Annotated in this window: 12 protein-coding genes and 1 pseudogene; 2 read left to right on the top strand and 11 right to left on the bottom strand. The window is 67.7% G+C overall.

Translation table 11 applies throughout. The features are described from left to right. Window positions 1-118: 118 nt before the first annotated feature. Complete coding sequence (locus FQK05_RS01815) at window positions 119-2,191, top strand: ComEC/Rec2 family competence protein (protein ID WP_158964004.1); 2,073 nt, start codon at window positions 119-121, stop codon at window positions 2,189-2,191. Here FQK05_RS01815 and lexA read toward each other — a convergent pair. The 6 genes from lexA to trpD form a co-directional block, all read right to left on the bottom strand. Further along, window positions 2,185-2,928, bottom strand: a complete 744-nt coding sequence (gene lexA, locus FQK05_RS01810) for a transcriptional repressor LexA (protein WP_158964002.1) — start codon at window positions 2,926-2,928, stop codon at window positions 2,185-2,187. The genes FQK05_RS01815 and lexA overlap by 7 nt on opposite strands. 91 nt (window positions 2,929-3,019) lie before the next feature. Continuing rightward, window positions 3,020-4,210 (bottom strand): molybdopterin molybdotransferase MoeA, encoded by a 1,191-nt coding sequence (locus FQK05_RS01805; protein WP_158964000.1) that lies wholly within the window; start codon window positions 4,208-4,210, stop codon window positions 3,020-3,022. Beyond that, window positions 4,207-4,701: a cyclic pyranopterin monophosphate synthase MoaC gene (gene moaC / locus FQK05_RS01800; RefSeq protein WP_158963998.1), complete on the bottom strand. Its 495-nt coding sequence runs from the start codon at window positions 4,699-4,701 to the stop codon at window positions 4,207-4,209. Before moaC ends, FQK05_RS01805 begins: the two co-directional genes overlap by 4 nt. Before the next feature lie 5 nt (window positions 4,702-4,706). Continuing rightward, complete coding sequence (gene trpC / locus FQK05_RS01795) at window positions 4,707-5,522, bottom strand: indole-3-glycerol phosphate synthase TrpC (protein ID WP_158963996.1); 816 nt, start codon at window positions 5,520-5,522, stop codon at window positions 4,707-4,709. After that, window positions 5,519-6,223, bottom strand: a complete 705-nt coding sequence (locus tag FQK05_RS01790; protein ID WP_158963994.1) for a uracil-DNA glycosylase — start codon at window positions 6,221-6,223, stop codon at window positions 5,519-5,521. Before FQK05_RS01790 ends, trpC begins: the two co-directional genes overlap by 4 nt. Next, window positions 6,220-7,248, bottom strand: a complete 1,029-nt coding sequence (trpD, locus tag FQK05_RS01785) for an anthranilate phosphoribosyltransferase (protein ID WP_158963992.1) — start codon at window positions 7,246-7,248, stop codon at window positions 6,220-6,222. Before trpD ends, FQK05_RS01790 begins: the two co-directional genes overlap by 4 nt. 309 nt (window positions 7,249-7,557) lie before the next feature. On the opposite strand from trpD, the gene FQK05_RS01780 reads away from it, so the two are divergent. Then, on the top strand, window positions 7,558-9,420 hold the full coding sequence (locus tag FQK05_RS01780; protein ID WP_158963990.1) for a divergent polysaccharide deacetylase family protein: 1,863 nt from the start codon (window positions 7,558-7,560) through the stop codon (window positions 9,418-9,420). 223 nt (window positions 9,421-9,643) lie between these two features. Here FQK05_RS01780 and FQK05_RS26450 read toward each other — a convergent pair. From FQK05_RS26450 to FQK05_RS01760, 5 genes and pseudogenes are all read right to left on the bottom strand, one after another. After that, window positions 9,644-9,751: pseudogene (locus tag FQK05_RS26450) on the bottom strand (DUF2087 domain-containing protein); the annotation flags it as partial. Between the two features lie 12 nt (window positions 9,752-9,763). Beyond that, window positions 9,764-9,961 (bottom strand): hypothetical protein, encoded by a 198-nt coding sequence (locus tag FQK05_RS25985; protein WP_233270323.1) that lies wholly within the window; start codon window positions 9,959-9,961, stop codon window positions 9,764-9,766. Between the two features lie 340 nt (window positions 9,962-10,301). Continuing rightward, complete coding sequence (locus FQK05_RS01770) at window positions 10,302-12,146, bottom strand: peptidyl-prolyl cis-trans isomerase (RefSeq protein WP_158963988.1); 1,845 nt, start codon at window positions 12,144-12,146, stop codon at window positions 10,302-10,304. 72 nt (window positions 12,147-12,218) lie between these two features. Then, entirely contained in the window at window positions 12,219-13,388 is a 1,170-nt protein-coding gene (locus FQK05_RS01765) for an aminotransferase (protein ID WP_158963986.1), read from the bottom strand. Continuing rightward, window positions 13,385-14,002, bottom strand: coding sequence for a Pr6Pr family membrane protein (locus FQK05_RS01760; protein ID WP_158963984.1), 618 nt, complete (start codon window positions 14,000-14,002; stop codon window positions 13,385-13,387). The genes FQK05_RS01765 and FQK05_RS01760 overlap by 4 nt, the downstream gene beginning before the upstream one ends. Window positions 14,003-14,198 lie beyond the last annotated feature (196 nt).

The following is a 14,198-nucleotide window of genomic DNA, read 5'->3' as shown; positions in this document are numbered from 1 at the left end:
TCGCCACCATACCTGAGGCAGGGACGGGACGGGTCTTGATGGGGCCGGGAATGGGCCCGCCGGGGGCCCGGATCTGTTGTTCGGGCCTGTCTACCGGCCCGGCGGAGGCGAGGCAAGCATGGGGGTCCTTGGCGGGATCGACCGGATCCTGACCGGGCAGCGGGGGCACCTGTTCTGCTGGGTGCCGGTATGTCTGGCGGGCGGGATCGGGTGTTATTTCCTTCTGAAGGTCGAACCGGAGGTGTGGGTCTTCTGGGCCGTGGGTGGCATCGGTCTTGTCCTGGCGATAGGGGCGGTGCGTGCAGAGCACGCACCCTACGGCGGCGGGATCGGCGTGATTTTATGGGCGGCGGCGCTTGTGGCTGCAGGGTTCTGCCTTGCGGGCGCGCGGGCCCACGCGGTGGCGGGGCCGGTGCTACAGTTCCGGTATTACGGCTCGGTCGAGGGGCGGGTGGTCGAAATCGACCGCTCTGCCTCGGACGCGATGCGGATCACGCTGGACCAGGTGCGGATGGCAAGGATGCGGCTCGGGGCAGAGCCCTTGCGGGTGCGCCTGTCGCTGCACGGACCCGAGGCCACGTTCCGGCCGGGCCAGCGGGTCATGACCACCGCCAATGTCAGTCCCCCGGGCGGGCCGGTCGAACCCGGCGGCTTCGACTTCCGTCGGCAGTCCTGGTTCGAAGGGATGGGCGGCGTGGGCTATACCCGCGTCGCGGTCCTGACCGTGGCGCCGCCAGAGGAAGGGCAGGCCGGCCTGTGGATCTATACCCTGCGGATGAGGATTTCGACCGCGGTGCAAAAGACCTTGGGCGGGCAGGTCGGGGCCTTTGCCGCCGCCGTCACCACGGGCGACCGGTCCGGCATCGACCAGAGCACCACCGACGCGCTGCGCGCCAGCAACCTGGCGCATCTGCTGGCGATCTCGGGCCTGCACATGGGGTTGCTGGCCGGGTTCATCTTCGGCGCACTGCGGATAGGGCTGGCGGCAATTCCATGGATCGCGCTGCGCTGGCCCACCCGCAAGATCGCCGCGGGCGGGGCCTTGATCGCCGGCGCGTGCTATCTGGCCCTGTCGGGCGGGTCGGTCGCGACAGAGCGCGCCTATGTCATGGTCGCCGTCATGCTGACCGCCGTCATCCTGGACCGCCGCGCGATCTCGCTTCGGGCCGTCGCGCTGGCTGCGCTCGTCGTGCTGGTGCTGAGGCCCGAAACGTTGCTGGGTCCCGGCTTCCAGATGTCCTTTGCCGCGACTATCGCGCTGGTCGCCGTCTTCGGTTCCATGCGGGACCGCGGCATCACGCTGGTGGGTCATCCGCTGAAAGGCGCGCTGGCGCTGTTAGTGTCGTCCTTCGTGGCCGGGGCCGCCACCGCGCCCGTTGCCGCCGCCCATTTCAACGCGCTGGCGCCTTATGGTCTGCCCGCAAACCTGCTGTCGGTCCCGGTGATGGGTGCGCTGGTCATGCCGTCTGCCGTGCTGGCGGCGCTGCTGACGCCTGTGGGCCTGGGCTGGCTGGGGCTGGAATTGATGGGGCTGGGGCTGCGCTGGATCCTGTATGTCGCCCATTTCGTCGCCGGGATCGAAGGCGCGCGTCGCTTTGTGCCTAGCCCGCCGTGGGAGGTGCTGCCCCTGATCGCGGCCGGGTTTCTGTTTGTCGTCCTGTGGCAGGGCCGTGCAAGGCTGGCGGGGCTGGTGCCCATGGCCGTGGCCCTGGTGCTCTGGGCCGGGACGGACCGGCCGGCGGTGCTGATCGCCGAGACCGGCGGGCTGGTCGGTGCGATGACCGGGCAGGGCCGGGCGCTGAGCCGCGAGAGGGGATCGGGTTTCATCGCGCGGATCTGGCTGGAAAACGACGGCGACTCCGCCGATCAGGTCCAGGCCGCAGGGCGCTGGCCGGGCGGCGGCGAGAGGGTCCCCAGGCTGCACGCCGCGGGGCTGGAGATCCTGCATGTCGTGGGCAAGCGCACTGCCGAAAGCTGGACCGAATGCCGGGCGGATCAGATCGTCATCGCCTCGGTCCCGCTGAAGCTGTCGGGGGATTGCCAGATCTTCGATCCGCCGCGGCTGCAGCAGACCGGCAGCCTTGCAGTCGGACCCCAGGGCATCCTTTCCGCGACCGAAGTCGCGGGACAGCGCCTGTGGACCCCGCGCCCGCGCCGGAACCGGCGCGTGGCGGAACGGCAGGATCAGTAGGTCCGGATCAGACCGACCAGCCGGCCCTGCACCTTCACCTTGTTTTCCGGGTAGATCCGGGTGGGATAGGCGGGGTTCGCCGCTTCCAGCGCAATCGCGCCGGATTCACGCCGGAACCGCTTCAGCGTGGCTTCCTGGTCGTCGATCAGGGCCACCACGATCTCGCCATTTTCGGCGACCGAGCTTTCGCGGATCACCACGATGTCGCCGTCGTTGATGCCGGCGTCGATCATGGAATCGCCCTTGACTTCAAGCGCATAGTGGCTGCCCGCCCCGGCCAGCATCGCGTCCGGAACCGCCATGCTGCGGGACATCTGGTTGATCGCCTCGATCGGCACACCGGCCGCTATGCGGCCCATGACCGGAACGCTTGTCGCCTCGACCGGGTTCAGCGGGGTGACACCGCCCTGACCGTCACGGCCGAAATTGTCGCCGGATCGCGGCGCATCTTCCGTCGGCAGGTCGCCGTCGATCACCTGGGGACGGAAATTGCGGCTGGGCGGTCCAAGCCGCTGGGCCAGCGCATCGGGCAGCTTGACCACCTCCAGCGCGCGGGCCCGGTGGGGCATGCGGCGGATGAAGCCACGCTCCTCCAGCGCCGTAATCAGCCGATGGATCCCGGATTTCGACCGCAGATCAAGGGCTTCCTTCATCTCATCAAAGCTGGGAGGGACCCCGTCGCGCTGCATGCGCACATGGATGAATTCCAGCAGGTCCAGCTGCTTCTTGGTCAGCAATGGGGCATCCTCCGAGGTCTCTGTTAACTTTTGTTCTACAGCTGTTCCCGTTTTGTGTCAACAATTGGAACGGGATAGTGCGAACAGATCATCAGAACGGGAGGTAGAGCACCTCTTCGCCGACCTCGCGCGCCGGATCGTGCGGCGGGCGCATCAGCAGCGCATTGGCCTGTGCCAGAAGGGTCAGCACGGCGCTGTCCTGATTCCCGAAGGCGGTGATCGTCCCGTCTTCGACCACGGCACGCATGTAATGCTCGCGGGGGCCGTTCTGTCCGACGCTTTCGCCCAGCCGGGCCGGCCGAAGGCCCGGCGCCGCAGCGCCGCGCCCGGTCAGGATATGCACCATCGGCACAAGGAAGATCCGGCCGCAGACCATGGCCGATACCGGGTTTCCCGGCAGACCGACCATCGCCGCATCGCCCAGACGCCCGGCCATCAGCGGCTTTCCGGGCCGCATGGCAATCTTGTAGAAGGCGCGGTCCAGCCCCATCGACGCCGCGACCTGACCCACGAGGTCATGATCGCCGACCGATGCACCGCCAATGGTCACGACCAGGTCCGCGCTGCGCCTTCCGCCACCTTCGGCCGCCATGACCAGCACCGTCTCGATCGAGGCTTCGTTGTCCTGCGCGATGGGCAGGATCCGCACGTCGGCCCCTTCGGCCCGCAGCAACGCGTCCAGCCCGAAGGTGTTCGACGCTACGATCTGGTCCGGCCCGGGATTGGCGCCGGGAAAGACCAGCTCGTCACCGGTCGAGATCAAGGCGACAACCGGCCTGCGGAAGACTTCGACACGGTCGATGTTCATTGCGGCTAGAAGCGCCGCGTCCTGCGGCCGCAGAAGCTTTGGCGCGGAAACCGTTGAACCGACAGCAAAATCATTGCCCTGCTTGCGGATGTTGTGGCTGCCGTCCCAAGGTTCCGTGATCGTGATCAACTGGCCGTCGCGGCGGACGTCCTCCTGGATCACGACCGTTCCGGCACCCTCGGGCACCGGTGCGCCGGTGAAGATCCGCACCGCCTGGCCGGGCCCCACGCGGCCTTCGAACCGGTGACCGGCGGCAGCTTCGCCGATGACGCGGAACATCGCGTCCTTTTCGACCTCGACCGTCTGGACCGCATAGCCGTCCATCGACGATGCATCGAAGGGCGGCTGATCGCGCCGTGCCACGGCGTCGGTGGCCAACACCCGGCCGGCAGCCTCGCGCAGCGGCACCGTCTCGACCCTGGTCGGGCGGACCAGGTCGAAGATCAGTGCCCGGGCTTCATCGACCGAGATCACGGCGCCTCGAACCGGCCGGACTTGCCGCCGTCTTTCAGGGTCACGTGGATGCCGCCGATCTCCATCGCCCTGTCCACAGCCTTGGTCATGTCATAGACCGTCAGCGCGGCGGTCGAGACGGCGGTCAGCGCTTCCATCTCGACCCCGGTCTTGCCAGAAGTCTTGACGGTCGCCGCGATCCGCACGCCCGGCAGGGCGTCGTCCGGTTCCAGATCGACGGTCACCTTGGTCACGGGCAGGGGATGGCACAACGGGATCAGGTCGGCGGTGCGCTTGGCGCCCATGATGCCGGCCAGCCGCGCCACGCCCAGAACGTCGCCCTTGCTGGCGGTACCTTCGACGATCAGCGCCAGCGTTTCCGGGCGCATCTTCACCCAGCCGGTCGCCGTGGCGACCCGGTCCGTGTCCGGCTTGGCCGAGACGTCGACCATGTGGGCCTGGCCCGACGCGTCGAAATGGGTCAGCTTGTCCGGGGATCCGCCGGCGGACATGGGGATCAGAACCCGCCGCCCGGCATCAGCGGATTGGCCAGAAGGTCGCGCGTGGCCTGGGCCACGTCGTCCTGGCGCATAAGCGATTCCCCGATCAGGAAGCTGCGCACGCCGTACATCGCCATGTCGGCCAGATCCTTCGGCCCGCCCAGTCCGCTTTCCGACACGATGGTCCGGTCGGGCGGCACGAACTTGCAAAGGCCGCGCGTCACGTCCAGCGAGGTTTCGAACGTGTTCAGGTCGCGGTTGTTGATGCCGATCATCGGGCTTTTCAGCTGCGTGGCGCGGTCCAGTTCGGCCTGATCGTGCACTTCGATCAGCACATCCATTGACCAGCCGTGTGCGGCCTCTTCCAGCGCATGGGCCTGTTCGTCGGTGACGGTTGCCATGATGATCAGGATGCAGTCGGCTCCCAGCGCGCGGGCCTCGGCCACCTGGTAGGGATCGTACATGAAATCCTTGCGCAGAACGGGCAGGGAACAGGCATTGCGGGCCAGCGTCAGATATTCCTTGGCGCCCTGGAAACTGGGCGTGTCGGTCAGGACGGACAGGCAGGTCGCGCCCCCGGCCTCGTAGGCCTGGGCCAGGGCGACGGGATCGAAATCGTCGCGGATCAGGCCCTTTGAGGGACTGGCCTTCTTGATCTCGGCAATCAGGGCATAGCCTTCGCGGCCGGCCTTGCGAAGGCTGTCGGCAAAATGTCGGACGGGGCCGGCAGCGCGCGCTTCGTCTTCCACCTGTTCCAGGGGCTTTTCGGCGCGGGCGGCCTCGATCTCTTCCAGCTTGTACGTGCGGATGCGGTCGAGGATGGTCTCGGTCATGGCGTCGTCCAGTTGATTGGCGGATTTCCACCAGCCTTAAGCCACGCATTCACTTTGGAAAAGGGTTGCGACCCGAAAAAGCCCCTGCGAGCCGAGAGTGGCGAAGGATGTGGGGTTTCCAGCACAAGATGCCGGTCCCCGCGGATGTCACGGCGGAAACCTTGGGCATGACGCCCCCACAAGACGAAGGCCGTCGGATGGCCCGACACCTCGTGCAGGACCTCGCGCGTCAGGGCGTCCCAGCCCAGCTTGGCGTGGGCGCCGGCATTGTGGGGTTCCACCGTCAGGGCCGTGTTCAGCAAAAGCACGCCCTGCGCCGCCCAGAAGCCCAGGTTGCCATCGGGCGGCACGGTGCCGAACTCCTCCTGCAGTTCAGCAAAGATGTTGCGAAGCGATGCGGGAAGGGGTCGGACACGGGGCGCCACGGAAAAGGCCAGCCCATGGGCATGGCCGGGCGTGGGATAGGGGTCCTGTCCCAGGATCACGACGCGCACGTCGCCGGGTGCCACGGCCTCCAGCGCCGCGAAGACCTGATCGCGGGGCGGCAGGATGTCGGTTCGGTCGCCGATCTTTTCCAGGATGGCCAGGTGGTGGCCGTCGGCGAAGAAGGGCAAATGCGCCCAAGCTTCCGGCACCTGCACCTTCCCGGAGGCATCCGCGGGCGCGGCAAACAGGTCCGGCTGCGCCCGCGTCACGGTCATCCCTTGGCCTTCGCCGCTTGGGTGACGCGGGCCAGCGCCTCGACCTTGGCCAGGGCGGCACCGCTGTCGATGCTTTCGATGCCCATGGCCACGCCTTCGCGCAGATCACGGGCCTTGCCCGCGACCATCAGCGACGCCGCCGTGTTCAGAAGCACCGCGTCGCGGTAGGCCGACGGCGCGCCGTTCAGCAGCGCCCGCATAGCCTTGCCGTTTTCCTCGGGCGTGCCGCCCAGGATCGCCTCGAACGGATGGACCGGCAGGCCGGCCTCCTCGGGGTGCAGCTCGCGGTCGGTGACGGTGCCGTCTTCAAGGGCCGCGACCCAGCTGATCCCGGTGATCGTCAGTTCGTCCGTGCCGTCGGATCCGTGGACCAGCCAAGCCTTTTCCGACCCCAGCTGCAGCAGCGTTTCCGCCATCGGCCGGATCAGGTCGCGGGAAAATGCGCCGGTCAGCTGGCGGGTGACGCCAGCCGGATTTGTCAGCGGTCCCAAGATGTTGAAGATCGTTCTTGTGCCAAGCTCGGCCCGCGTGGGCATCACGTGGGCGGTGGCAGGATGGTGCATCGAGGCCATCATGAACCCGATCCCCACCTCGGCCAGGGCCTTTTCGACGACCGAGGGCCCGACCATCACGTCGATCCCCATCTGCCCCAGCGCATCCGCGGATCCCGACTTGGACGACAGGTTGCGGTTGCCGTGCTTGGCGACGGTCACGCCGGCGCCCGCCACCACGAAGGCCGTGGCGGTCGAGATGTTAAGCGTGCCCTTGCCGTCGCCGCCGGTGCCCACGATGTCGATGGCGCCTTGCGGTGCGCGGACATGGTGGCATTTCGACCGCATGACGGCCGCGGCTGCGGCGTATTCGTCGACCGTTTCGCCCCGCGTGCGCAGGGCCATCAGGAAACCGCCCATCTGGCTGGGTGTGGCTTCGCCCTCGAACAGGCAGCGAAAGGCCTCCTCGGCCTCGGCCCGGGTCAGGGCGCGGTCGGCGGCGGTCCCGATCAGGGGTTTCAGACCGTCCTTCATGCCCCTTTGCCCCACAGGATGGCGACCGGAGTGCTTGCGGGCGTGTGGGTCCAGGTCTGGGGCATGGCGTCTTCCGTCGAATGGGGCTGGCCGGAGCGGGCCGGCCGGCATTAGAATAGTGGCGCCACCATGGTCAGGCTTGGCCGGCAGCGTCAAGGCCGCTGCGGTCCGGGACCGACCCATGGCCAGCGTGGCACCGAACCGGAGCACGACCGACGCCCTACGGGACATCAGATCCCGGCGGCTTGGCCTCGTCCCGGTGCGGCAAGGGGCAGAAGCGGCGAAGGCAACGGACAGGCGAACTCGGGCATGCGTGGATTCATCGGTGGACTTCTTGTCGGCGGCGTGGGCTGTGCGCTGGCCCTGTCGGTCCTGTCCGTGGTCGAGATGGAGAGGGCCGTGGTTGAGCCGCCGCAGATGAGGGATGCCGCCCCGACAGCCGACGTGCCGGACGTGTCTGCCGACGCGACGGAAGGGACAGGCACCGCGACCGGCGTGGTGCCGGCGACGGACCGGATGGACGCACCAGGGTCTGAAATGTCCGCCGCCCCGGATGACGCGACGCCCCCGGAACCTTCGTCCGTCCCGGTGGACGCGCCCGAAGTCTCGGACGACGCCCCCAGCCCGGCGCCTTTTCCGGCACCGGCGACCGTATCGCCCGAGGCACCGGAACCGGAAGCAGCGCCGAGCGACGTCAACCCGCAACCGGCCCCGCCCACAGAGGCAGAGACCGACCCGGCGCCGTCCACTGACACCACCCCGGTCGAACAGCCCCGGGTGACGGAACCGGCGGACATGACCCCGCCCGAAGCGGAGGCCACAGCCCAGCCCGACGTGGCAGAGACCAAGGCGGAACCCACGCCGCGCAACCTTGCCGCCCCGCCGTCGCAGCCGGTCCCTTCAGCGCCGCCGGAGCAGGCCGTTCCCGCAGAGACCGCGACAGACAAGGGCGACGTCTCACCAGCCGCCACCGATGGTGCAACCGAGACGCAGAGTTCTGCGTCCGAGGCTGATCCGGCCGACCATGCACCCGAGGCCGCGCCGACTGATAGGCCCGATAGTGCGCCCGGTCGGAACAGCGCGCCCGATCCAACGGACGGTGCCGCGGCTGATCCGGAGGATGAGGCCGCAGCGCCCCGGCTTTTGTCCAGTCCGGCGCTGGCGGACACGATGACAATGCCCATGTCTCCCGTGGCCTCTGTCTTGCCGGACCGTCCTGAAATCGAGTTCCCGGCGCCCGAGATGGGCGTGCAGGCCAACCCGCCGGCCCCCGCCGTCATCCCGGCCTCCGGGGCCGGTCCCATCGACGACGCGGCCCTGGATCCGGCGCCGAAGCCCGATCCCGACACCATCGCTCCGACCTTTGCGGTTGCTGACCCGTCCGAAACCGGCGACCGGATGAATGTCTTCCTCCCGCAGGCCGAGGATGTGCTGCCGCTGGTGCCCCAGGTGCCCGTTGACGGCGTCGTCGTGCCTGCCAGCGCGGTCGATCCATCCCTGAAGCCGGTCGACCGTTATGCCGCGCGCTTCGACAACACCGACCGCCGTCCTGCCGTCGCCGTCGTTCTGATCGACGATGCCGAGGCGGCGGGGACCGAGACCCTGGCAGGCTTTCCCTATCCGCTGACCTTCGCCGTCGACCCCTCGTTGCCCGATGCGGCCGAACGCATGGCCCGCCACCGCGCCGCCGGGTTCGAGGTCGTGGCCCTGGCCGATCTGCCCGACGGCGTCTCGGCCGAGGAGGTGGACAATGTGCTGTCGACCGATCTGGCGGTGCTGCCCGAAACGGTGGCGGTGATGGAGGCGCCGGGGACCGGTCTGCAATCCAGCCGCGCCGTGTCGGACCGCGCGACAGAGGCCGTGAAGGCCTCGGGACGCGGGCTGATCCTGCAGCCCAACGGGCTGGACACGGCGCAGAAGCTGGCGGCGCAGGATGGTGTGCCCTCGGCCGTTGTATTCCGCGACCTTGATGGCGACGGGCAAAGCTTGGACGTGATGCGCCGCTTCCTGGATCAGGCCGCGGGGCGCGCGACGTCCGAGGACGGGGTGATCCTGACCGGGCGGATCCGGCCCGAAACGATCAGTGCCCTTGTGATCTGGGGCCTGCAGGACCGGGCGAACCGCGTGGCCCTTGCACCGGTTTCGGCGCTTCTGAAAACCGCGTCGAATTAAGCGCTTGGGGGCTGCATGTCGGGACATGCGTTTTTGCATGCCTCGACAAGCGCGCGTGAATGGCTGTACTGGCCCGCCTTCTGGCCGGCTCCGGGGGCTTGACCTGCACGATCCTGCGCCGGGCGGTGACGCGACGGATCAGGTCCCGCGCCTCTGTCGGGGGTTTGTGTTCCAGCCGGCGATAATCCGACCCGTCGGGCGAGCGGCTGACCAGCCTGGCGCCTTACAGCTCTCGGCGCAGCGTTGCCGGATCGCCGAAACGGTGCACCGCCTGCAGGCGGGCGTTGACCTCTGTCTCGGGCATGGACGCGCCCGAAAGGAGGGCGGACCAGAGCGGCCAGAGTCAGATCGCCCGCGCCTTCCGGCGTGACGGCCATTGCGCCAGTTGGACCGCACCGCCGAACTGACGCAGAGTGCGTTCGACCAGGGCATGGTCGATCATGGCGGGTTCGGCGACGGTTTCCAGCCGGGCACCCGCGGCGCGGCACGCCCGCAGGTGCTGGAAATTGCGGAACCCCCTGGCCCGCGCGAGCATGTTCATCAGCTCCGGGTGCGTGGGCGGGTCAACGTGGGTCTTCAGCTATGCCGACAGCGCCCGGGTCATGCGGGGCAGGCCGGGCGTCGACAGGGGAATGGGTGTACGTGTCATGTCGCATCCTCTGGGCCACAGAAAAACTGTCGTGGTCGCAGGCTTGCGACGCGGCACCGGACGAAACATGTGCTGCGATGGATGTCAGGGCAGGTTTAGCACCCCCGCGAAGCGGACAGCGACGCCTCGGGTATTGCCGACCGTGACCCGCAGAAAGGAAAACGCCCCCCGCCTTGCAAGGCGAGGGGCGTCGAAGCGATGCTTCTGTGACCGGAAATCACGGCCAGTCAGGTCAGCGGAAGCTGGTATTTACGGAATTGACGGCGTTCTGGTCGATCTCCGGCCGGGCGCGGCGCTGCGCGTCAGAGGCGAAGGCCAGATAGAGGCTTTCGGCCAGTGACTGGTTGAACTGCGTCGACAGCGCACCCTGCATTTGGGTCAGTTGGGGCGAGTCCTCGGGCGGCAGCACCTCGTCCAGGCGGACGATATAGACGTCCTCGGCCCCTTCGACCACCCGCACCTCGCCCACGTCCATCTGGAAGACCTGGGTCATGAAGTCGGGCGGGAAACCTTCCAGGAAGGCATTCCGGGTCAGGCCAAGCTGGATTTCGGGCGTCATGTCGGCGGCGACGAAATCGGCATCGGCCCCCATCTGGGCCACGGCTTCGTCCGCTTCGGCCTTCAGGGTATCCAGCGTGGCCTGTTGCAGCCAGGCGGCCTCGACGTTGTCGATGGCGTCGGCAAAGGGTTGAGGGCGGGCAGGCAGGGTTGCGTCCAGGCGCATGGCGAAGGCTCCGCCATCTTCCAGCGGCATCGCTTCCGGATAGTCGTCGGCGGACACGGCGGCCGCAGCCTCGCGGAAGGCCTCGTAGGCGGCAGGGCCTTCGGTGCTGTCCGCGGTCCAGTCGAACTGAGCCAGTTCCATGCCCTGGTCGGCCGCCAGTTCTTCCAGCGTCATGCCTTCAGCCAGAAGGTTGTTCATGTCGTCCATCCGCGCTTCGATCGCGCGGCCGGCGCGTTCCAGCGCCAGTTCCGAACGCAGGTCGTCCTGCACGTCCTCGAACGGGGTTTCGCGCGCCTCCAGGCGACCGTTGATGCGGAAGATCGCGGGGCCAAGCGGGGTCGGGACGGGGCCTACGACGCTGCCGGTGTCGGCGCCAAAGACGATATCGGCCGCGCTGCCCAGGTCGTCGCGGGTCACATCGCCCATGTCGACATCTTCCATTTCCAGCCCGCGATTGGCGACCAGCTGTTCGAAGGTGGTGCCGCCGACTTCCAGCTGGGCCAGCGCATCGTTCGCCGCTGCTTCGTCGTTGAATACCAGCCGTTCGGCCAGGCGGCGTTCGGGCAGGAGGTATTCCTCGGCCCGGTCGTCATAAAGCCGGCGCAGGGCGTCTTCCTCGATGTCGATGCTGTCGACCACCATTTCCGGGGTCAGCATCACATAGGTGATCTGCTTCGTCTCGGGCAGCTGGAACCGGTCGATGTGGGCATCGTAGAATGCCTGGAGGTCGGACTCGGACGGATCGCTTACCGCGGCTTCTAGACTGTCGGGGCCCAGCCGCACGAAAGAGAAGCTGCGCCGCGAGGCGATGAAATCGAGCAGCGTGTCGGTCATCGTGGCGGGCATCGCCACGCCAGAGACCACGGCGTCCTGCACCACGGTGCGCGCAGTGTCGATGCGGACGTCGTCCTCGAATTCGGATTCGCTGATGCCGGCCTGTTGCAGGGCAAAGTTGTAGGCATTGCGGTCGAACTTGCCGTTCACGCCCTGGAAGGCGGGGATGGCCAGGATTTCCTTGCGCAGATTGTCGTCGCCGACGGAAATGCCCAGGCGCGACACCTCGTTGTCGATGGCGGCCAGGCCGATCAGGCGGCCCAGAACCTGCTGGTCGACGCCGCTGGCCTGCAGCTGGGACATGGTGACGGCCTGCCCGGTCTGCGCCTGGATCGCCTGCTGTTCCTGCTGCAGGGCGCGGGCATAGTCCTGGATGGAAATTGTCCGGTCGCCGACAAAGGCGATGGTCTGCATCGTCCCCGTGAAATTGGTCGCCCCGAAGCCGGCGAGGCCGACGAAGAGGAGGACCAGAAGCCCCCACACCAGGGTCTTGGAAAAGGAGTTCTTGCGCTCGGCCATAGGGTTCGTCTCGGCTCTCTGGTCGGTGTGGGTGGGGCCGTCTTTACGACGCCGCGAAGGGCTGGGGCAAGGTCAGAAGCGGCGATCTGCAAGCCGCTCGAACAACCGTGATATGCCGGGGCGGTCCAGATTGGCAAAGGCCAGACGCAGGTGCCGTTGCCCGGACGGATCGCCCGGGGGCGTGAACATGGTGCCTGGCAGGGCCAGCACGCCGGCGGTCTGCACCAGCTTTTTCGCCAGTTCGGGCGAGGCCAGTTTGGACGGGTGTTCGACATAGGCGAAATAGGCGCCGACGCCCTTCAGCTTCCAGCCGGTTTCCTCCAGCGCCGGAAATCCGGTTTCGATCGCGGCGCGGCGTGCCAGGATCTCGTCGCGCTGTTCGGCCAGCCACTGGGACAGGTTGTTGATGCCCCAAAGCGCTGCGTGCTGTCCGATCTGGCTGGCGCAGATGGTGACGGTATCCAGAAACTTCTCGACCTCGGCCACGAAGGGTGTTCCTGCGACCAGAGCGCCGATGCGGTGGCCCGACAGGCGGTAGGCCTTCGAGAAGGAGTAGAGATGGACCAGCGTTTCCGGCCAGTCGGGATCGGAAAACAGGCCATGCGGCCGCCCCTGACGGCTGTCGAAATCGCGATAGGTCTCGTCCAGGATCAGCTTAAGCCCGTGGTTCTGCGCCAGCGTATAGAAGGCCCGGACCAGGCCGGCCGGGTATTCCGCGCCGGCCGGGTTGTTGGGCGTGACCAGCACGATGGCGCGGGTCCGTTCGGTGATCAGCCCCGCAGCATGGACCGGATCCGGCAGCATGTCCGAGCCCGTCAGAAGGGGCACCGCGCGGGCGCCCTGCATGTCCAGCCACATGGCGTGGTTGAAGTACCAGGGAGTGGGCACGATGATCTCGTCCCCTTCGCCGGCGACTGCCTGGATGGCCGCGCAGAAGGCCTGATTGCAGCCGGCCGTGATGGCGACCTGTTCGGCGGCGACGGTCCCGGCATAGTGGCTGGCGATCTGACCCGACAGTGCCTCCCGCAGGGCGGGCAGGCCCAGGACGGGGCCATAGAGGTGGGCCGATGGAACCTCGGTCACGACCCGCGCGATCTCGGCCCGCAACGCCTGTGGCGGCGGTTCGGCCGGGGCGGCCTGGCTGACGTCGATCAGCGGACGGTCGGGCGTGAAGGTCACCCCCTTCAGCCAGCCGCGAGCGGCCATGATTGGGGGGGCGAAGGTTGCGGCGGTACGGCTCATGCGGTCTTCCGGATGGAGTTTCGGGCGATCAGGCGGTCGATGGCCCAGAGGACCGCCGCAAGGATCGAGAACAGGCCGCAGATCAGAACCACGGTCAGCGCCAGATGTGCAAGCCCGATCTTGTCCGGGTTCAGGAACCAGTAGGGATACCAGCCCGTCGCGGCCCCCCGGATCATGGCGACCGAAAGGTAGATCCCCGGGAAGACCGAGGCGAGAGGGATGGAGACCGGCTTCAGCGTGCCATGGCCGGCCGCCAGCCAGGCCAGCAGGAACAGGGGCGGGGCGAGGTCGTGGAACATGTGGTTGACCACGGCGCCCGCGCCCGTGAAGTCCATCACGTGGCGCAGGGCGACGGAATAGACGATGCCCACCCCCAGGATCGCCACCGCGACGGCATGGCGGACGGGCGGTGCGGCCAGCCGGATGTTCGGCGCCAGCGCCATGGCCAGCGCGACAAGCGCCACGGCGGTATTCGTCCAGATCGTGAAAAAGCCGGAAAGATCCCAGAGCGCCGTGCCGAAACTTGTGTCCTTCAGGTCGAGCGTCAGGCGCCAGACCACTGCGACGCCGGAATTCAGCGCCGCGAGAAGGGCAAGAAGCCGCGCGATGTTCATGGGCGCCCACCGTTTCGTCGAGGTCCGGGGCAGCTTGCCGGTTTCGGGCGGCTTTGCAACGGATCTAAGGCGGGGCGAAGGCGGCTCGGCAGTGCAAGATCCCGGTCATCAGCTGTGGCGATCACCTCTGCGCGACAACGGCGTGCGTGGGATACCCCTCCGCCGGTCGTCGAAAGCGTAGCAGATGTCGGGAAAC

It is taken from the genome of Chachezhania sediminis (assembly GCF_009765275.1).
GTDB lineage: Bacteria > Pseudomonadota > Alphaproteobacteria > Rhodobacterales > Rhodobacteraceae > Chachezhania > Chachezhania sediminis.
The sequence above is the reverse complement of the archived record's forward strand: the minus strand, read 5'-3'. Positions and strand labels throughout refer to the sequence as shown.

What these genes read in the sequence shown, in the direction of transcription:
- FQK05_RS01770 (WP_158963988.1), bottom strand. Translation starts at nt 12,146, where the DNA reads ATGGCCGAGCGCAAGAACTCCTTTTCCAAGACCCTGGTGTGGGGGCTT.
- FQK05_RS01765 (WP_158963986.1), bottom strand. Translation starts at nt 13,388, where the DNA reads ATGAGCCGTACCGCCGCAACCTTCGCCCCCCCAATCATGGCCGCTCGC.
- moaC (WP_158963998.1), bottom strand. Translation starts at nt 4,701, where the DNA reads ATGTCCGCCGGCGGATCCCCGGACAAGCTGACCCATTTCGACGCGTCG.
- FQK05_RS01780 (WP_158963990.1), top strand. Translation starts at nt 7,558, where the DNA reads ATGCGTGGATTCATCGGTGGACTTCTTGTCGGCGGCGTGGGCTGTGCG.
- FQK05_RS01815 (WP_158964004.1), top strand. Translation starts at nt 119, where the DNA reads ATGGGGGTCCTTGGCGGGATCGACCGGATCCTGACCGGGCAGCGGGGG.
- FQK05_RS01790 (WP_158963994.1), bottom strand. Translation starts at nt 6,223, where the DNA reads ATGACCGTGACGCGGGCGCAGCCGGACCTGTTTGCCGCGCCCGCGGAT.
- FQK05_RS25985 (WP_233270323.1), bottom strand. Translation starts at nt 9,961, where the DNA reads ATGAACATGCTCGCGCGGGCCAGGGGGTTCCGCAATTTCCAGCACCTG.
- trpD (WP_158963992.1), bottom strand. Translation starts at nt 7,248, where the DNA reads ATGAAGGACGGTCTGAAACCCCTGATCGGGACCGCCGCCGACCGCGCC.
- FQK05_RS01760 (WP_158963984.1), bottom strand. Translation starts at nt 14,002, where the DNA reads ATGAACATCGCGCGGCTTCTTGCCCTTCTCGCGGCGCTGAATTCCGGC.
- trpC (WP_158963996.1), bottom strand. Translation starts at nt 5,522, where the DNA reads ATGACCGAGACCATCCTCGACCGCATCCGCACGTACAAGCTGGAAGAG.